This is a genomic window from Pseudomonas sp. FG43 (assembly GCF_057809175.1).
Genome location: NZ_JBMDJL010000002.1, coordinates 194,698 through 209,028 on the forward strand (window position 1 = coordinate 194,698; position 14,331 = coordinate 209,028).

The window sequence follows — 14,331 nt, forward strand, 5'->3', positions numbered from 1 at the left end:
GAGTAGGGTACGCGCCTGAACAAGAAGGAGCCTGCCATGACCCGGCACAACCCACAGGACACGGGGTCGCCAGCCATCCGGCAACGACGTGCGCCCAAAGGCGAAAAGCGCCGCGAAGAACTGCTCGATGCGGCCTTGCAGGTGTTTTCCCTGGAAGGCTACACCGGAGCGTCCATGGCTCAGGTGGCGGGGATTGTCGGCATATCCGTCGCTGGCCTGCTGCATCACTTCCCCAACAAGGTTTCCCTGTTGATGGGCGTGCTGGACCGGCGCGATGAGGTCAGCCGCAAGATCGCCGACGAAGTCCACGCAGAAAACAACCTCACCGGCCTGCTGGGCAGCCTGCGGGCGATCAACCGTTCCAATGCCACGGCGCCGGGCGTGATCCGGGCCTTCTCGATTCTCAATGCGGAAAGCCTGCTGGAAAACCATCCCGCCTGGGCCTGGTTTCAGACACGCTATCAGCGGATCTATGAGCGCTTGCTGGCCCAGTTCACGGAGTTGGTGGACAGCGGGGAAGTGCGCGCAGATGTGGATTTGCCAGCGCTGATCCAGCAGATTCTGGCGATGATGGACGGGCTGCAGATCCAGTGGCTGCGTTTCCCGGATCAGGTTGATCTGGTGAAAAGTTTCGATGCCTACATTGCGCAGGTCGATCAGGCGATAAGGCTTACCCGGTAGGAGCGAATTCATTCGCGAGAGGCCGATACATGCAAAGCAAATGCATCGTCTTCAATGCCATCTCGCGAATAAATCCGCTCCTGCGACGGTTATTCGGTTTCCTGCTCAAACACCCCACCGGTCTTCACCGCTGGTTTGCTGACATTCACCGAGTTCAGTGCCGAACGTGGCAGCGGGTTGCTGGTGGTGGTCGACAGTTCCTGGCGGAACGGGTTGACCACTTTGGCGTTCAGGCGGATGTCCTGAGACGAGCCACCCAGCGACAGGTTGAAGGTGTCGGCATCGACCACCCACTGCTTGGATTTGACGTCGTAGTAAGCCAGCGAGCGATCATTGAGCTCGATGGTCACACGCTTGCTTTCACCCGGCTGGAGGAACACCTTCTTGTAGCCTTTAAGCTCTTTGAGGGCGCGTTCGACTTTCGGGTTCTGCTGGCCTACATACAGCTGAGCCACTTCCGAACCACCGACCTTGCCGGTGTTGGTCAGGTCGAACGAGACCTTGATCGGCGTATTGCCCACCGCTACGCCTGGCGTAACGCTGATGTTGCTGTAGCCGAACGTGGTGTAGGACAGGCCATAGCCGAACGGGTAGAGCGGCTTGATGCCTTTCTTCTCGTAACCGCGATAACCCAGCAGCAGGTCATCCTTGTAGTCCATTTCCTTGAGCGCGCCTTCGTTGTCGAATTTCGGGAAGGACGCATAGACCGGGTTGTCTTCGATATTGCGTTCGATACTGATCGGCAGCTTGCCTGACGGGTTGACCTTGCCGAACAGGATCTCGGCCAGTGCCTGACCACCGTTCTGACCTGGATAGAACGCATGCAGCGCCACCGGAACCTGGTCGATCCAGTCGCTCATTTTCAGACCGGTACCGCCGAACATGGTCACCACGGTATTGGGGTTGACCTTGGCGATGCTCTGGATCAGTTCGTTCTGGTATTCAGGCAGATCGAAGCTGTGGTCGAAACCTTCACCTTCGTATTCGGCGCTGTTACCGACAGCAACCACTACCGCATCGTAACCGGACAGATCCTGAGGTGCGTTCAATGCCGCCCAGCTCATCTGCACGCCCACCAGGCCGCCCATGGTCGAGAGGTAACCGGCACGACGCGAGTATTCGAGTTTCACGTCATAGCTCTTGCCTGCTTCCAGGTTGATCTTGGCGTATTCCGGAATGGTTGGCGGGATGCTGTTGTCCGGCAGTGGGTTGCCATCGCCGTTGTCGATGATTTTCTTGCCATTGACGTACAGGCGGATGGCCCCGTCGGCGCGCACCTTGAATACCTGTTCGCCGCTCTGGGTCGGGGTGATCTTGCCGCTGTAGCGAATCGAGGTGGAGGAGGTGTCGCCATTGAGCGAGCCGGCAGTCGAGCCCTTGCTGGTATACGGATCGGAGGTCGAGGTATTGCTCTCGAACGGCAGGTCGGTGTCGTTGGCCCAGTCCAGGTCGACATGGGTTTCGGTGCGGGTCACCGCTGCATCGCCGGACCAGTTGGCGTTGCTGAAGTACTCGACCTTCATGCCTTTCACGTCATCGCCAGCGGTATTGGTGCTGGTCCATTGAGCGGCGGCCGGGTCCAGTGACAGACCATCGATGAACTCGACCTTGGCATTCGGAGCAATCTGTTGCAGGCCGCTCAACTCGCTGACGTAGCGGGTCGCCTGAACGTTGGCGCTGCCGAAACCGGTAGGCGGTGCGTATTTGGCCAGGTTGCCGACAACGGCGATTTTCTTGACCTTCTGCTTGTCCAGCGGCAGCAGATTGTCCTGGTTCTTGAGCAGCACGATACCTTCGCGGGCAGCGTTCAGGGCGACCTTGTTGCTGGTGGCGCTGTTCATGTTGTGGGTGGTCAAAGGCGCTTTGCTATCGAACTTGTACAGGTAGATCTGCTTGAGGATACGACGAACTTTTTCGTCGATGGTCGCTGCGCTCAACTCACCGCTGTTGAGGTAAGGCTTGAGGATGGTGCTGTTCATCTGATAGCCCATCATGTCCAGGTCGGTGCCTGCCTGGGCAGCATTCAGACCATGGACGACAGCGTTGTAGTCGCTCTGCACGAAGCCTTTGTAGCCCCATTCCTTTTTAAGAATATCGGTGATCAAGTGCTTGTTTTCACAGGCGAATTCACCGTTTATCTTCTGGAAGGCACACATCACCATCGAGACATTGCCGTTCTTGGAGGCGGACTCGAAGGCTGGCAGCGACATTTCACGAAGCACACGTTCGCTCATGATCTGGTTCAGCGTGAAGCGGCTGCTTTCCTGATCGTTGGCGGCGAAGTGCTTGGCGTTGGCCCAGACACCGCGCGACTGGATACCGTTGATGACGCCTGGCGCCAGGCTTGCACCCAGAAACGGATCTTCACCCGAGATGTACTCGAACGCACGGCCGCCGTAAGGCATGCGGTACAGGGTCACGCCAGGGCCGGTAATGAACTGGTAGCCGCCAGTGGCCGTGTCATAACCCAGGGCGCGGCCCAGGTCGATGGCGCGGCGCGGGTTCCAGGTGGCCGCCAGGTTGGGGCCGGACGGATAGACCACGCCCTGATCGTTGCCTTCGCTGGTGTAGCGCACACCGACGCCACCATCGGCACCGTGAATCTGCGGGATGCCGTATTGGGTCAGGGGTTTGACATCCCAACCACCTGTACCGCCGATATAGGCCAGTTTTTCTTCCTGGGTCATCTTGTCCAGGGTCTTTTGCGCGGCCTTTTCGGCGCGGGCTTCACGAGCTTCCTGCTGAGCGGCGTCGGTAGCATGTACCTGCGATACAGCCAATGCCAGCAAGGCCAGGGCCGACTGGGCGCCGATCATTTTCCGTTTGTTCATGCGTCTCTCCAACAACTGGGTCAATAAGGATTCATGCAGGGAGAAGCGACGACAGGGTCGCTTACTTCATGACTTTTCTTTGGGCAACAGTTTCCCGTCACCGCGATTCAAAGTGTTTTAACTTCAAGCGGGTGTTGCTGTTTTATGATGGTTTTATCAATTAAATATTATTTAAGTTCTTCTGCTTGTTTGATTCCAAAGAGCCACTACTTGATGGCGCTTTGAACTAACAAATCGCAACAATTAAGACGAAAGAGACGATAAAAAGTCAAACAAAAATGTGTTTTTGTTGGTTTTTGACTTTTTTCTTTACAAATTTTGAACTCTTGTTAAACCTACTGGTCGATGGGTTTAAGAATTTTCAGTGCCGTGTCTGTTGGGTGGTAGCCACCTGATGGTCAGCTGATTAGTTGCCAGGTCTGATTCGATTCCTTGGCCATTTTTTATTTAATCCTTGAATTTAGTTGTCTGGAGTATTTGCTATGAAGTTGTCGATTTTTGGTGCGGGTGTTGTTCTGGGTATGGCGCTTAGTGGCGCGGTAGTTGCGGCTGAAGCCACGGATGCAGATGCGACTTCCGGAGCGAGCGATTCCACTGTGATGACCCAGACTCAGGACACCAAGGCGACGAAGAAACAGACAGTCGAAACCGCCAGGGGCGGACGTCCTCAGAGTTCGACTACTCAGAAACCGGCTGATTGATCGTAAGACGTTTCTGAGCATGGCCTCCCTCGTCATGGGGGAGTGCTGTAGTCTATGCCCCTCCGATGTGTACAGATTTCCTCTCAAATGCAGTCAGAACCCGTCGATGCTACCCAGCTCCTGATTCCCGATGCCGCTCAGGTATGTGCCTGGCTGATGGGCAATGCCGGTCTGAAAACCCAGGATCTTGAACGCGCTCAGCGCTTGCAGCAGGAGTCCGAAGGCACTGAGCTGCTGGCTCTGCTGACCCGATTGGGGCTGGTTTCCGAATTCGAGCTGGCGCGTGCCTGGGCTGCTTTATTGAATGCTCCGCTGCTGATGGCCGATGCCGCGCCGCCCTTGCTGGACCCTTTGCCGCCGCTGACCGAGCGCTTCATGCGCCACTATCAAGTGGTGCCGGTGGGCTGGAGCGACAACCGCTTGCAAGTGCTGGCAGCGAACCCGGCTGTGTTGTACCCGTTTCAGGCCATTGCCTATGCCTGTGAAGTGCCGGTCGGGTTGTCCATCGGGCCGCGCAATGAAGTCGAAACCCTGATCGAGCGCTATTACGGCCAGGGACGTTCCGCCATGGGCACGCTGATTGAAAACCTCGATGAAGACGGCGGTTCGCTGGAAGACATCGAACACCTCAAGGACCTGGCCTCCGAAGCGCCGGTGATTCGTCTGGTCAACCTGATCCTGCAACGTGCAGTCGAGCAGCGCGCCTCGGACATTCATATCGAACCCTTCGAGAGCCAGCTCAAGGTGCGTTATCGCATCGATGGCGTATTGCACGAAGCCGAAGCGCCGCCGTCCAGTTCATCGGCGGCAGTGATTTCCCGGGTCAAGATCATGGCGCGGCTGGACATTGCCGAACGCCGTTTGCCCCAGGACGGGCGGATCATGTTGCGTATTCAGGGCAAGGAACTGGACTTGCGGGTTTCCACCGTGCCCACCAGCTTTGGCGAGTCGGTGGTCATGCGTCTGCTGGATCGCCAGACCATCGATTTCGATTTCCCCAGCCTGGGTTTCGATGGCGAACGTCTTGAGCATTTCCTTGATGTGCTGGAGCGTCCCCACGGCATTCTGCTGGTGACTGGCCCGACCGGTTCCGGCAAGACCACGACTCTTTATACTGCGCTGTCACGGCTCAACACCGCCGAGCGCAAGATCATCACCGTTGAAGACCCGGTGGAGTATCAGCTCGAAGGCATCAATCAGATTCAGGTCAAGCCCGCCATCGGCCTGGACTTTGCCGGAGCACTGCGCTCGATTGTGCGTCAGGACCCGGACGTCATCATGATCGGGGAAATGCGCGACCTGGAAACCTGTCGTATCGCCATTCAGTCCTCGTTGACCGGTCACCTGGTACTCTCGACCCTGCACACCAACAGTGCGGCGGCGAGTATCACCCGCTTGTTGGACATGGGCGTGGAAAGCTATCTGATCGCGTCCACGGTCAACGGTATTCTCGCTCAGCGGCTGGTCCGACGCCTGGACCCGGCCACCCGGGAGGCCTTCGATGCGCCGCCGGAGCTTATTGCCGAACACGGGCTTGAGCGCTTTACCGATGAACGCCCGATTCGTCTTTACCGGCCTCGTGCCGATGCGCCGGGCGGTGGTTATCGCGGGCGTAGCGCAATCACCGAACTGCTGGTGATGAATGAAGAGTTGCGCAGCCTGCTGATGCGCCATGCCGATGCTGCGACCCTGGAAGAGGCTGCCCGGCGCGGTGGTTTGCGAACCCTGCATGAAGAGGGCTTGCGTCAGGCCGTTGCAGGCGTGACGTCTCTGGAAGAGGTGCTGCGCGTTACTCGTGGTGAAAGCTCATGAGCCTGTTCAAGTTCCGCGCTCTGGATGCCTCGGGTGCCGTGCAGAACGGTGCGCTGGAGGCCAAGGATCAGGAGGCAGCCGTAGCCGCCTTGCAAAAGCGCGGCTTGATGGTGATGCATATAGAAAGTGCCGGTCTGGGCGGTTTGCGCCGGGCATTGGGGCGTGGGCAACTGAGTGGCGCGGCGCTGGTCAGCTTTACTCAGCAACTGGCGACGCTGCTGGGCGCTGGCCAGCCTCTGGAACGATCCTTGGGAATTCTGCTCAAACAGCCTGGCCAACCGCAGACCAGAGCCTTGATCGAGCGGATTCGCGAGCAGGTCAAGGCCGGTAAACCGTTGTCTGTTGCGCTGGAAGAAGAGGGCAGCCAGTTCTCGCCGCTGTATATCAGCATGGTGCGTGCCGGAGAGGCCGGTGGTGCGCTGGAAAGCACCCTGCGCCAGTTGAGCGATTACCTGGAGCGTAGCCAGTTGCTGCGTGGCGAAGTCATCAATGCGCTGATCTATCCGGCGTTTCTGGTGGTCGGCGTGCTGGGTTCCCTGGCTTTGCTGCTGGCCTATGTGGTGCCGCAGTTCGTGCCTATCTTCAAGGATCTGGGCGTGCCGATCCCGCTGATTACCGAGGTCATTCTCGACCTTGGTCAGTTTCTGGGGGACTACGGTCTGGCGCTGTTCGCCGGGCTGATTGTCCTGGCCTGGGGCATGGCTGTGCGTCTGCGCGACCCGCAGCGCCGCGAACGCCGTGACCGGCGCTTGCTGGGCATTCGGGTGATCGGCCCATTGTTGCAACGAGTCGAAGCCGCACGCCTGACCCGAACCCTCGGCACTTTGCTCAGCAATGGTGTGGCGTTGTTGCAGGCCTTGGTCATTGCCCGTCAGGTCTGCACCAACCGGGCCTTGCAGGCACAGGTGGAACAGGCCGCAGAGTCGGTCAAGGGCGGTGGCACATTGGCCAGCGCCTTTGGGGCGCAGCCGCTATTGCCTGATCTGGCGTTGCAGATGATCGAGGTTGGCGAACAGGCGGGCGAGCTGGACAGCATGCTGCTCAAGGTCGCCGATATCTTCGATGTCGAAGCCAAGCGCGGTATCGATCGCATGCTCGCGGCGCTGGTGCCGGCGCTGACGGTGGTCATGGCGGGCATGGTCGCTGTGATCATGCTGGCAATCATGCTGCCGCTGATGAGCCTGACCAGCAATATCTGAATTCATGAACGAGGAATCACCCCGATGAGTGTTAACCGTACGCGCTTCAAACCCGGACGCCGACAGGGCGGTTTTACCCTGCTGGAAATGCTTGCCGTGATTGTTCTGCTGGGCATCGTGGCAACCATCGTTGTGCGTCAGGTGGGCGGCAACGTCGACAAGGGCAAATACGGCGCGGGCAAGGCGCAACTGGCCAGTCTGGGCATGAAGATCGAAAGCTATGCACTGGACGTTGGCTCGCCGCCCAAGACCTTGCAGCAACTGGTGGAAAAACCCGGCAACTCCTCGGGCTGGAACGGCCCTTACGCCAAGCCGTCGGACCTCAAGGATCCGTTCGGCCATGCTTTCGGCTACCGCTTTCCGGGGCAGCACGGCAGTTTCGATCTGATTTTCTACGGTCAGGATGGCGAGCCCGGTGGTGAAGGCTATAGCGCCGATCTCGGCAACTGGGAGTAAGGAGGCGTCATGAATTCCCCTGTCGCGAACCGAGGTTTTACCCTGATGGAAATGCTGGTGGTGCTGGTGTTGATGAGCATCGCCGTGGGCCTGGTGGGTTTTGGTTTGCAACAGGGTCTGAACGCTGCCAGCGAGCGCCGTGCAGTGGGCGACATGGTTGAAGCGCTACGTGCCACGCGGGTCCGGGCGATTGTCACGGGGCAGCCTGCCCGGACAGTGTTCGATTTGCGTCGCATGACATTCAAGGCACCGGGCAAGCGCGTACAGCACTGGCCCGAGCACTTGCAAGTGACCATGCAAACGTCGGCCGATCTGGGGGCTTCGGTTGAGTTCTACCCCGATGGCGGTTCCAGTGGCGGTAACCTTACGCTGGTCAATGGTGATCGTCGCTGGCGGATCGATATCGGCTGGCTGACCGGCAGTGTCCAGGCTCGGGCGCTTTGATGAAAAACGTGCAGTCGGGTTTCACGCTGCTGGAAATGCTTGCGGCCCTGACGGTCATGGCGCTGTGCAGCAGTGTTTTGCTGGTGGCTTTTGGGCAGAGTGCCCGTTCACTGTTGCAGGTATCGCACAGTGACCGGCTGAGCCATGCTGCCCGCACGATTCTGGATCAGGAAAGCGCTGGCCCGCTGGAAAACAGCACGCGCCAGGGAGTATTGGCGGGCATCGACTGGACCTTGAACATTCGCCAGATGCCGGGACAAAGTACCCGGGCGCGTCTGTTTCGTCTTGATCTGACACTTCAGGAAGACCAGCGTCGTGCCCGGTTCAGCACCTTGAAACTGCGCGGCTCGTCACCTGGAGTCGGATTTTGAGATCCGCTCAGCGTGGCTTCACGCTGCTGGAAATCATGCTGGTGCTCAGTCTGTTGGGCATATTGCTGGTACTGATCGCAGGTGCATTGCTGGGCGCGAATCGTGCGGTACTCAAGGCTGAGCGCTACACGGCCAGCCTGGATGAAGTGAGGGCGACACAGGCGTTTTTACGCACCTCCATCGGTCAGGCATTGCCCCTGGATACTTCCGATGACGACAGCGTCAGCAATGGTTTTTTCGAGGGTTCGGCTCACCAGTTGCAATTCGTGGCGACCTTGCCTGGTGAACTGGGTGGCGGTATTCAGCGTCATACCCTGCAATTGAGCGGGCCTGAAGGGCAGCGCGATCTGCAAGTGACTTTTGAGCAGATCAAGACCGGTGTGGGTGGTACGGTCGTACAGCCATGGGGCGAGCCACAGGTCTTGCTAAATAACGTGGAGGGGCTGACGTTCAGTTATCGCGGCTTCTCTCCCAAGGGCAAGCCGACCGGCTGGCTGGCTGAGTGGCCGTGGCCAAGTCGTTTGCCCAGTGCCGTGCGCATCGATGTGAAGCTGAACGGGCCGGTGGCCTGGGTCAGTGAAGTGGTTGCCTTGCGCCTGGACCTGTCCGGCGGGGCGGGTGGCCAATGAAGCGTTTTTACCGGCATCAGCAAGGCGTTGCGCTATTGGTGGTGCTCTGGGTGCTGGCCTTGCTCAGTCTGTTGCTTGGCGGGCTGGCCGGCTGGGTGCAGCTTGAAAGTCGTCAGGCGCTTTGGTTGCGGCAGAATACCCAGGCGATTCTGGCGGCCGAAGCGGGCATGAACATGGCGATACAAGGTTTGCTCGATCCGGCGCAGCGCAAGTCATGGATAGCAGATGGACGTCCGGTTGCCTTGAAGTTCGATGACACGCAACTTCTCGTCAGCGTGCGCAGTGAACAAGGGAAGCTGGACCTCAACAGTGCGCCCGTTGCAGATATCTCCAGGGTCCTGCAGGCCTGTGGAGCGGCGAAAGACCAGGCAAGCGGTATCGCGCAGTTTCTTGAAGCGCAACGCAACGCGGGGCAGCCGCCGTTGCGGGTGATCGAAGAGGTTCGTCAACTGCCGGGCATGAACCAGGCGTTGTATGTCTGTCTGGTGCCGGAAGTCACGCTATGGAGCGGGCTGGAGCGGCCTGATCCCGCATTTGCAACGGCTTTGATACGCCGCAGTCTGAACCTGCCGAACCAGAGCGCCGTCGGGGTCGATCCTGGCGAAGTTCTGTTCATCGACAGTCAGGCACAACAACCGGGTGGTACGTCCGCCCATTTACAAACCACGATTCTATTGAGTCCAGCGGGGGAAAACGCACAGCCTTACAAGGTGTTGCGTTGGCAAGAATGAATTCATTATCAGCACGTCTGGCACCGGTATTCGCCTTGCGCGACCGGGTTGCCCAGCAGTGGCGTGGCAGTCTGGCCCAGCGTGGCTGGCAATTATGGCTGGCGGAGTTGAAGGCTTGCCTGCCGGTTCGTGTGCGCCAGTGGCTGGTGCATGAAACCGTCGAGCAACTGTACCCGTGGCCGCTGCAATCGTCCTTGCCGAAATCTTCTGTCGAGGCGCGCCGAATCCTGCTGCTGTCGCCGGCCGATGTGCTGGTACAGAGCCTGCAGTTGCCGTCGGCGGCGGCCCGTAATCTGTCGACTGTCGTGGGTTACGAACTGGACCGATTTACTCCGTTCGATGCGGGGCAACTGTACTTTGTCGCTCGGCAGGAAAGCCGCAGCGCCAGTTTCATTCAGGTCACGCTGGTGGCCATTCTTCGCGAGCGCCTGGACCACATTCTTGCCGAGTGCGCTGCACAGGGTTTGCAGCCCGATGCCGTGGATGTGGGGTCTGCCGAGCAGCGGATGGGCATCGACCTGCTGCCGACACCGTTGCGCTCGAATCAGGTTCGCTCCGGTCATCGAACGCAACGCTGGCTGTTGTGGACCTGCGGCGCCTTGTTGCTTGGCCTCATGCTGCTCTGGCTCAACGATCGTCAGCGTTTACTGGAAGAGATGCAGGCCAGCGTACAAGAGCAAAGGACACAGGTTGCTGAAATCCAGAAGCTGCGCCAGCAACTGACCAACACCCGTGGTGCGGCCAACTACCTGATACGTCGCAAGGCGGCTCAAACGCCCTTGTCGGCGTTGCTCAGCGAGCTGACCACTTGCCTGCCTTCGGACACCTGGATCGAACATCTGGAAATCAGCGATAACGCCGAAGTCGCATTCTCCGGCCAGAGCGCCAAGGCCAGTGCCCTGATTGCACGGGCCAAGAACTGTCACAGCCTGGATAACGCGCAGTTTCAGGGCGTGATCCAGCCCGATACCCGGACGGGCAAGGATCGGTATTCCCTGCGTGCCCATCTGCATCAGGAGAACGCCGATGCGCCGTCCACTGACAAGCCGTGAACGTCGGGGCGCGGCCCTGATCGTCCTGGCGCTGGTGCTTTATCTGGCCTACTGGCTGTTGATCGACAGCTGGTTCGCTGGCCCGCTGCGCGAGATCAACGAACAGACCGAACAACTGCGTGAACAGCAACAGCGCTATGCCGGCTTGCTGCAACAGGGCGATTCACTGCGCCAGCAACTGGCTCAGGCGCGTAACGACCCGGCCAGCAGCACCAGCCTGTTGCCGGGCGAGGATCCCAGTGCCGTGGCCGCCGACCTGATGCAGCGTATTGCCGACCTGATCAACAGCCACGCCACGACCGGGGGTGGCTGCGCCTTGACCCAGCGCATGCCGATCACCCCCGAGCAGGACAGCGCCGAGCCTTATCGGCAGGTCAAGGTCAGCCTGACGTTGAACTGTGCCATCGAGCCGCTCACGGCCATCCTGCATGCGCTGGAATATCAGCGACCGTTTCTGTTCGTCGACGAAATGAGCATGCGCCGTGATGCCAATGCTCCGGCAACCGGCGGTGCCGGCAAGCTGGTGGTGCATCTGCTGGTACGTGGCTACCTGCAACCGTCATCGGTCGGGGAGGGCGAGCAATGAAGACTCTATTGCGTCCTCTGGAGTGGGCATTGCTGGGGCTGGCAACGTTGCTGGCGGCGCTTGTTGCTCTGGTGCTCAGTGGCGCGGCCCACTCGCCGGGCTGGTTGCCCGAAGAGGCTCCGCGCAACCCGGCCAATCATGCGGCAAAGACCCAGCGCGCTCCCGAAGCGACTCTGGAAAGTTTGTCCAATACCTGGAAAACCCCGTTGTTCAGCCCCGACCGCAGCCCGGATCGCCAGGTGGAACAGGCCAATGTGCAGGCCGCCAGCCTGTCGGGCATGACCCTGAGTGGCGTCATCATCGACGGTTCCCTGAAGGTTGCACTGCTCAAGCAAAACGATGGTCCGCCCTTGAAAATCAAACAAGGCCAGCGTCTGGCCAATGGCTGGATGCTGGACAGTGTCGAGCCGATGCAAGCCACATTCAGTCTCGATGGCCGCACGCAAGCCTTGCGCTTGCCCGCACCGCGTCTGCCGCCTCCATCGAATACACCCCCTATTACCTTAACCAACGATTCAGCCCCGTGATGGGTACCTTTTCAGGAGTTCCTGCCATCGCTACCTTGCGCACACCCTTGCTTTGTCTGGCCACTGCCGTCGCTCTTGGCGGCTGCGCGACTGCGCCCGACACTCTTGACCCCGACAACGGCATGCTGCAGGAAGCGCTGCAAGGCACGGGTTCACAACGTCCACCGGTAGATCCTCGTACCGAACAGGCGCCTGTCGACACCCAGCCACAAACCTCGGCCATTTCACCGCAACGGCAGATCATCAAAGGCAATCAGCGCTTTGTCCGCACCCCTGCGGCTTCGCCTGCCGCTCAGGCCGAGACCGGCGATATCGTGTTCAACTTCACCAATCAGCCTATCCAGGCGGTGATCAACAGCATCATGGGTGACCTGCTGCATGAGAACTACAGCATTGCCCAGGGCGTGAAGGGCGATGTGAGCTTCTCCACCTCCAAACCGGTGAACAAGCAGCAAGCATTGTCGATTCTGGAAACGCTGCTGTCCTGGACGGACAACGCGATGATTCGCCAGGGCGACCGTTATGTGATCCTGCCGTCCAGCCAAGCGGTGGCGGGCAAGCTGGTGCCGGAAATGCCGGTGGCGCAACCCGCAGCGGGCATGTCGGCACGGCTGTTCCCGCTGCGCTACATCTCGGCCACGGAAATGCAGAAGCTGCTCAAGCCCTTTGCCCGTGAAAACGCCTTCCTGCTGGTCGATCCTGCGCGCAACGTCCTGAGCATGGCGGGCACGCCCGATGAGCTGGCCAACTATCAGGACACCATCGACACCTTCGACGTCGACTGGCTCAAAGGCATGTCGGTCGGTGTTTTCGGCTTGCAGCGTGCTTCGGTCAGCGAACTGATGCCCGAGTTGCAAAAGATATTCGGCCCCAAAAGCGGCATGCCACTGGCAGGCATGGTGCGCTTTTTGCCCATCGAGCGGACCAATTCGGTGGTGGCGATTTCATCCCAGCCCGAATACCTGAACGAAGTCGGCCAGTGGATTCACACCATCGACGAAGGTGGCGGCAACGAACCGCAGATGTACGTCTATGACGTGCGCAACATGAAGGCCACGGATCTGGCCAAATACCTGCGCCAGATCTACGGCACTGCCGCCATCAAGGATGATTCCCCGGCCAAGGTTGCGCCTGGGCTGCGCACGGCCACGCTGTCGTCGCCCAACTCCAGCGGTGGTTTCGGCTCTGGCTCCGGTTTCAACAGCAACTCCGGCGGCTTGGGCAACAGCGGCGGGTTCGGCAATAACCGTGGCATGAACAACAACGGTGGCATGAATAACCAGAATACCGACGACAGCGAGTCTCAAGAGGAAGATCAGGGTAGTGACTCCACGGGGGCTCAGGGCTCTAACGCCAGCAAGAGCCTGGATTCCGGCACCCGAATCACCGCGCAACGCAGCAGCAACCAGTTGCTGGTCCGTACGCGCCCGGCGCAGTGGAAGGAAATCGAATCGGCCATCAAACGCCTCGACAATCCGCCGCTGCAAGTTCAGATCGAAACCCGGATTCTGGAAGTCCAACTCACCGGCGAACTGGACATGGGCGTGCAGTGGTATCTGGGCCGTCTGGCGGGCAACTCCTCAAGCACCACGGTAGCCGACACCGCAGGCAGCCAGGGCGCACTGGGTTCCGGCGGTGCAGGGCTGGGCGCGACGGATTCGTTGTTCTACTCCTTTGTCAGCAGCAACCTGCAGGTCGCGTTGCGCGCACTGGAAACCAATGGCCGCACCCAGGTGCTGTCGGCTCCGTCGCTGGTGGTCATGAACAACCAGCAAGCGCAGATTCAAGTGGGCGACAACATCCCCATCAGCCAGACCACAGTCAATACCAACACATCCGACACAACCCTGAGCAGCGTCGAATACGTGCAGACCGGTGTGATTCTGGATGTGGTGCCACGCATCAATCCGGGGGGGCTGGTGTACATGGATATTCAGCAGCAGGTCAGCGATGCTGGCAATGTCACTGATGACAATGGCAACCCGCGTATTTCCACTCGCTCGGTGGCCACTCAAGTGGCGGCGCAAAGCGGCCAGACCGTGTTGTTGGGTGGTCTGATCAAGCAGGACAATGCTGAAACCGTGAGTTCGGTACCGTATCTGGGGCGTATTCCGGGCTTGCGCTGGCTGTTTGGCGCGACCAGCAAATCCAGGGACCGCACCGAGCTGATCGTACTGATTACGCCACGTGTCATTACCAGCAGCAGTCAGGCGCGTCAGGTGACCGATGACTACCGCCAGCAGATGCAATTGCTCAAACCACAAGTCTCACGAACCAGCATGCAGAACTAAGCAGCTATCATGAGGCTCGA

At 59.4% G+C, this 14,331-nt stretch carries 14 protein-coding genes; 13 read left to right on the forward strand and 1 reads right to left on the reverse strand.

The features are described 5' to 3' along the window. Positions 1-36: 36 nt before the first annotated feature. Positions 37-681, forward strand: coding sequence for a TetR/AcrR family transcriptional regulator (locus ACODS3_RS03705; RefSeq protein WP_201017739.1), 645 nt, complete (start codon positions 37-39; stop codon positions 679-681). 89 nt (positions 682-770) lie between these two features. Here ACODS3_RS03705 and ACODS3_RS03710 read toward each other — a convergent pair whose 3' ends face one another. After that, complete coding sequence (locus ACODS3_RS03710; protein ID WP_489033300.1) at positions 771-3,512, reverse strand: beta-glucosidase; 2,742 nt, start codon at positions 3,510-3,512, stop codon at positions 771-773. 482 nt (positions 3,513-3,994) lie between these two features. On the opposite strand from ACODS3_RS03710, the gene ACODS3_RS03715 reads away from it, so the two are divergent. The 12 genes from ACODS3_RS03715 to gspD all read left to right on the forward strand — a co-directional run bounded on the left by ACODS3_RS03715 (position 3,995) and on the right by gspD (position 14,311). Further along, positions 3,995-4,213: a hypothetical protein gene (locus ACODS3_RS03715; RefSeq protein WP_489033302.1), complete on the forward strand. Its 219-nt coding sequence runs from the start codon at positions 3,995-3,997 to the stop codon at positions 4,211-4,213. An 87-nt stretch (positions 4,214-4,300) separates the two neighbouring features. Further along, complete coding sequence (gene gspE, locus ACODS3_RS03720) at positions 4,301-6,025, forward strand: type II secretion system ATPase GspE (protein WP_201003145.1); 1,725 nt, start codon at positions 4,301-4,303, stop codon at positions 6,023-6,025. Then, positions 6,022-7,224, forward strand: coding sequence for a type II secretion system inner membrane protein GspF (gene gspF, locus ACODS3_RS03725; RefSeq protein WP_201017736.1), 1,203 nt, complete (start codon positions 6,022-6,024; stop codon positions 7,222-7,224). The genes gspE and gspF overlap by 4 nt, the downstream gene beginning before the upstream one ends. Positions 7,225-7,248: 24 nt before the next feature. After that, complete coding sequence (gene gspG / locus ACODS3_RS03730; protein WP_201003141.1) at positions 7,249-7,680, forward strand: type II secretion system major pseudopilin GspG; 432 nt, start codon at positions 7,249-7,251, stop codon at positions 7,678-7,680. 9 nt (positions 7,681-7,689) lie between these two features. Continuing rightward, complete coding sequence (locus ACODS3_RS03735; protein WP_201003139.1) at positions 7,690-8,124, forward strand: GspH/FimT family pseudopilin; 435 nt, start codon at positions 7,690-7,692, stop codon at positions 8,122-8,124. Next, positions 8,124-8,495 (forward strand): type II secretion system protein, encoded by a 372-nt coding sequence (locus tag ACODS3_RS03740; RefSeq protein WP_201017735.1) that lies wholly within the window; start codon positions 8,124-8,126, stop codon positions 8,493-8,495. The genes ACODS3_RS03735 and ACODS3_RS03740 overlap by 1 nt, the downstream gene beginning before the upstream one ends. Then, positions 8,492-9,124, forward strand: a complete 633-nt coding sequence (locus ACODS3_RS03745; protein WP_489033306.1) for a type II secretion system protein GspJ — start codon at positions 8,492-8,494, stop codon at positions 9,122-9,124. The genes ACODS3_RS03740 and ACODS3_RS03745 overlap by 4 nt, the downstream gene beginning before the upstream one ends. Continuing rightward, positions 9,121-9,855 (forward strand): type II secretion system minor pseudopilin GspK, encoded by a 735-nt coding sequence (locus ACODS3_RS03750; RefSeq protein ID WP_489033308.1) that lies wholly within the window; start codon positions 9,121-9,123, stop codon positions 9,853-9,855. Before ACODS3_RS03745 ends, ACODS3_RS03750 begins: the two co-directional genes overlap by 4 nt. Continuing rightward, positions 9,852-10,907: a type II secretion system protein GspL gene (locus ACODS3_RS03755; RefSeq protein ID WP_489033310.1), complete on the forward strand. Its 1,056-nt coding sequence runs from the start codon at positions 9,852-9,854 to the stop codon at positions 10,905-10,907. The genes ACODS3_RS03750 and ACODS3_RS03755 overlap by 4 nt, the downstream gene beginning before the upstream one ends. Beyond that, positions 10,882-11,493 carry a type II secretion system protein GspM gene (gene gspM, locus ACODS3_RS03760; RefSeq protein ID WP_201003130.1) on the forward strand — a complete coding sequence of 204 codons (612 nt, stop codon included), beginning with the start codon at positions 10,882-10,884 and terminating at the stop codon, positions 11,491-11,493. The genes ACODS3_RS03755 and gspM overlap by 26 nt, the downstream gene beginning before the upstream one ends. Next, on the forward strand, positions 11,490-12,020 hold the full coding sequence (locus ACODS3_RS03765) for a hypothetical protein (protein WP_489033312.1): 531 nt from the start codon (positions 11,490-11,492) through the stop codon (positions 12,018-12,020). Before gspM ends, ACODS3_RS03765 begins: the two co-directional genes overlap by 4 nt. Beyond that, complete coding sequence (gene gspD, locus ACODS3_RS03770) at positions 12,020-14,311, forward strand: type II secretion system secretin GspD (protein ID WP_304573876.1); 2,292 nt, start codon at positions 12,020-12,022, stop codon at positions 14,309-14,311. Before ACODS3_RS03765 ends, gspD begins: the two co-directional genes overlap by 1 nt. Positions 14,312-14,331: the final 20 nt, after the last annotated feature.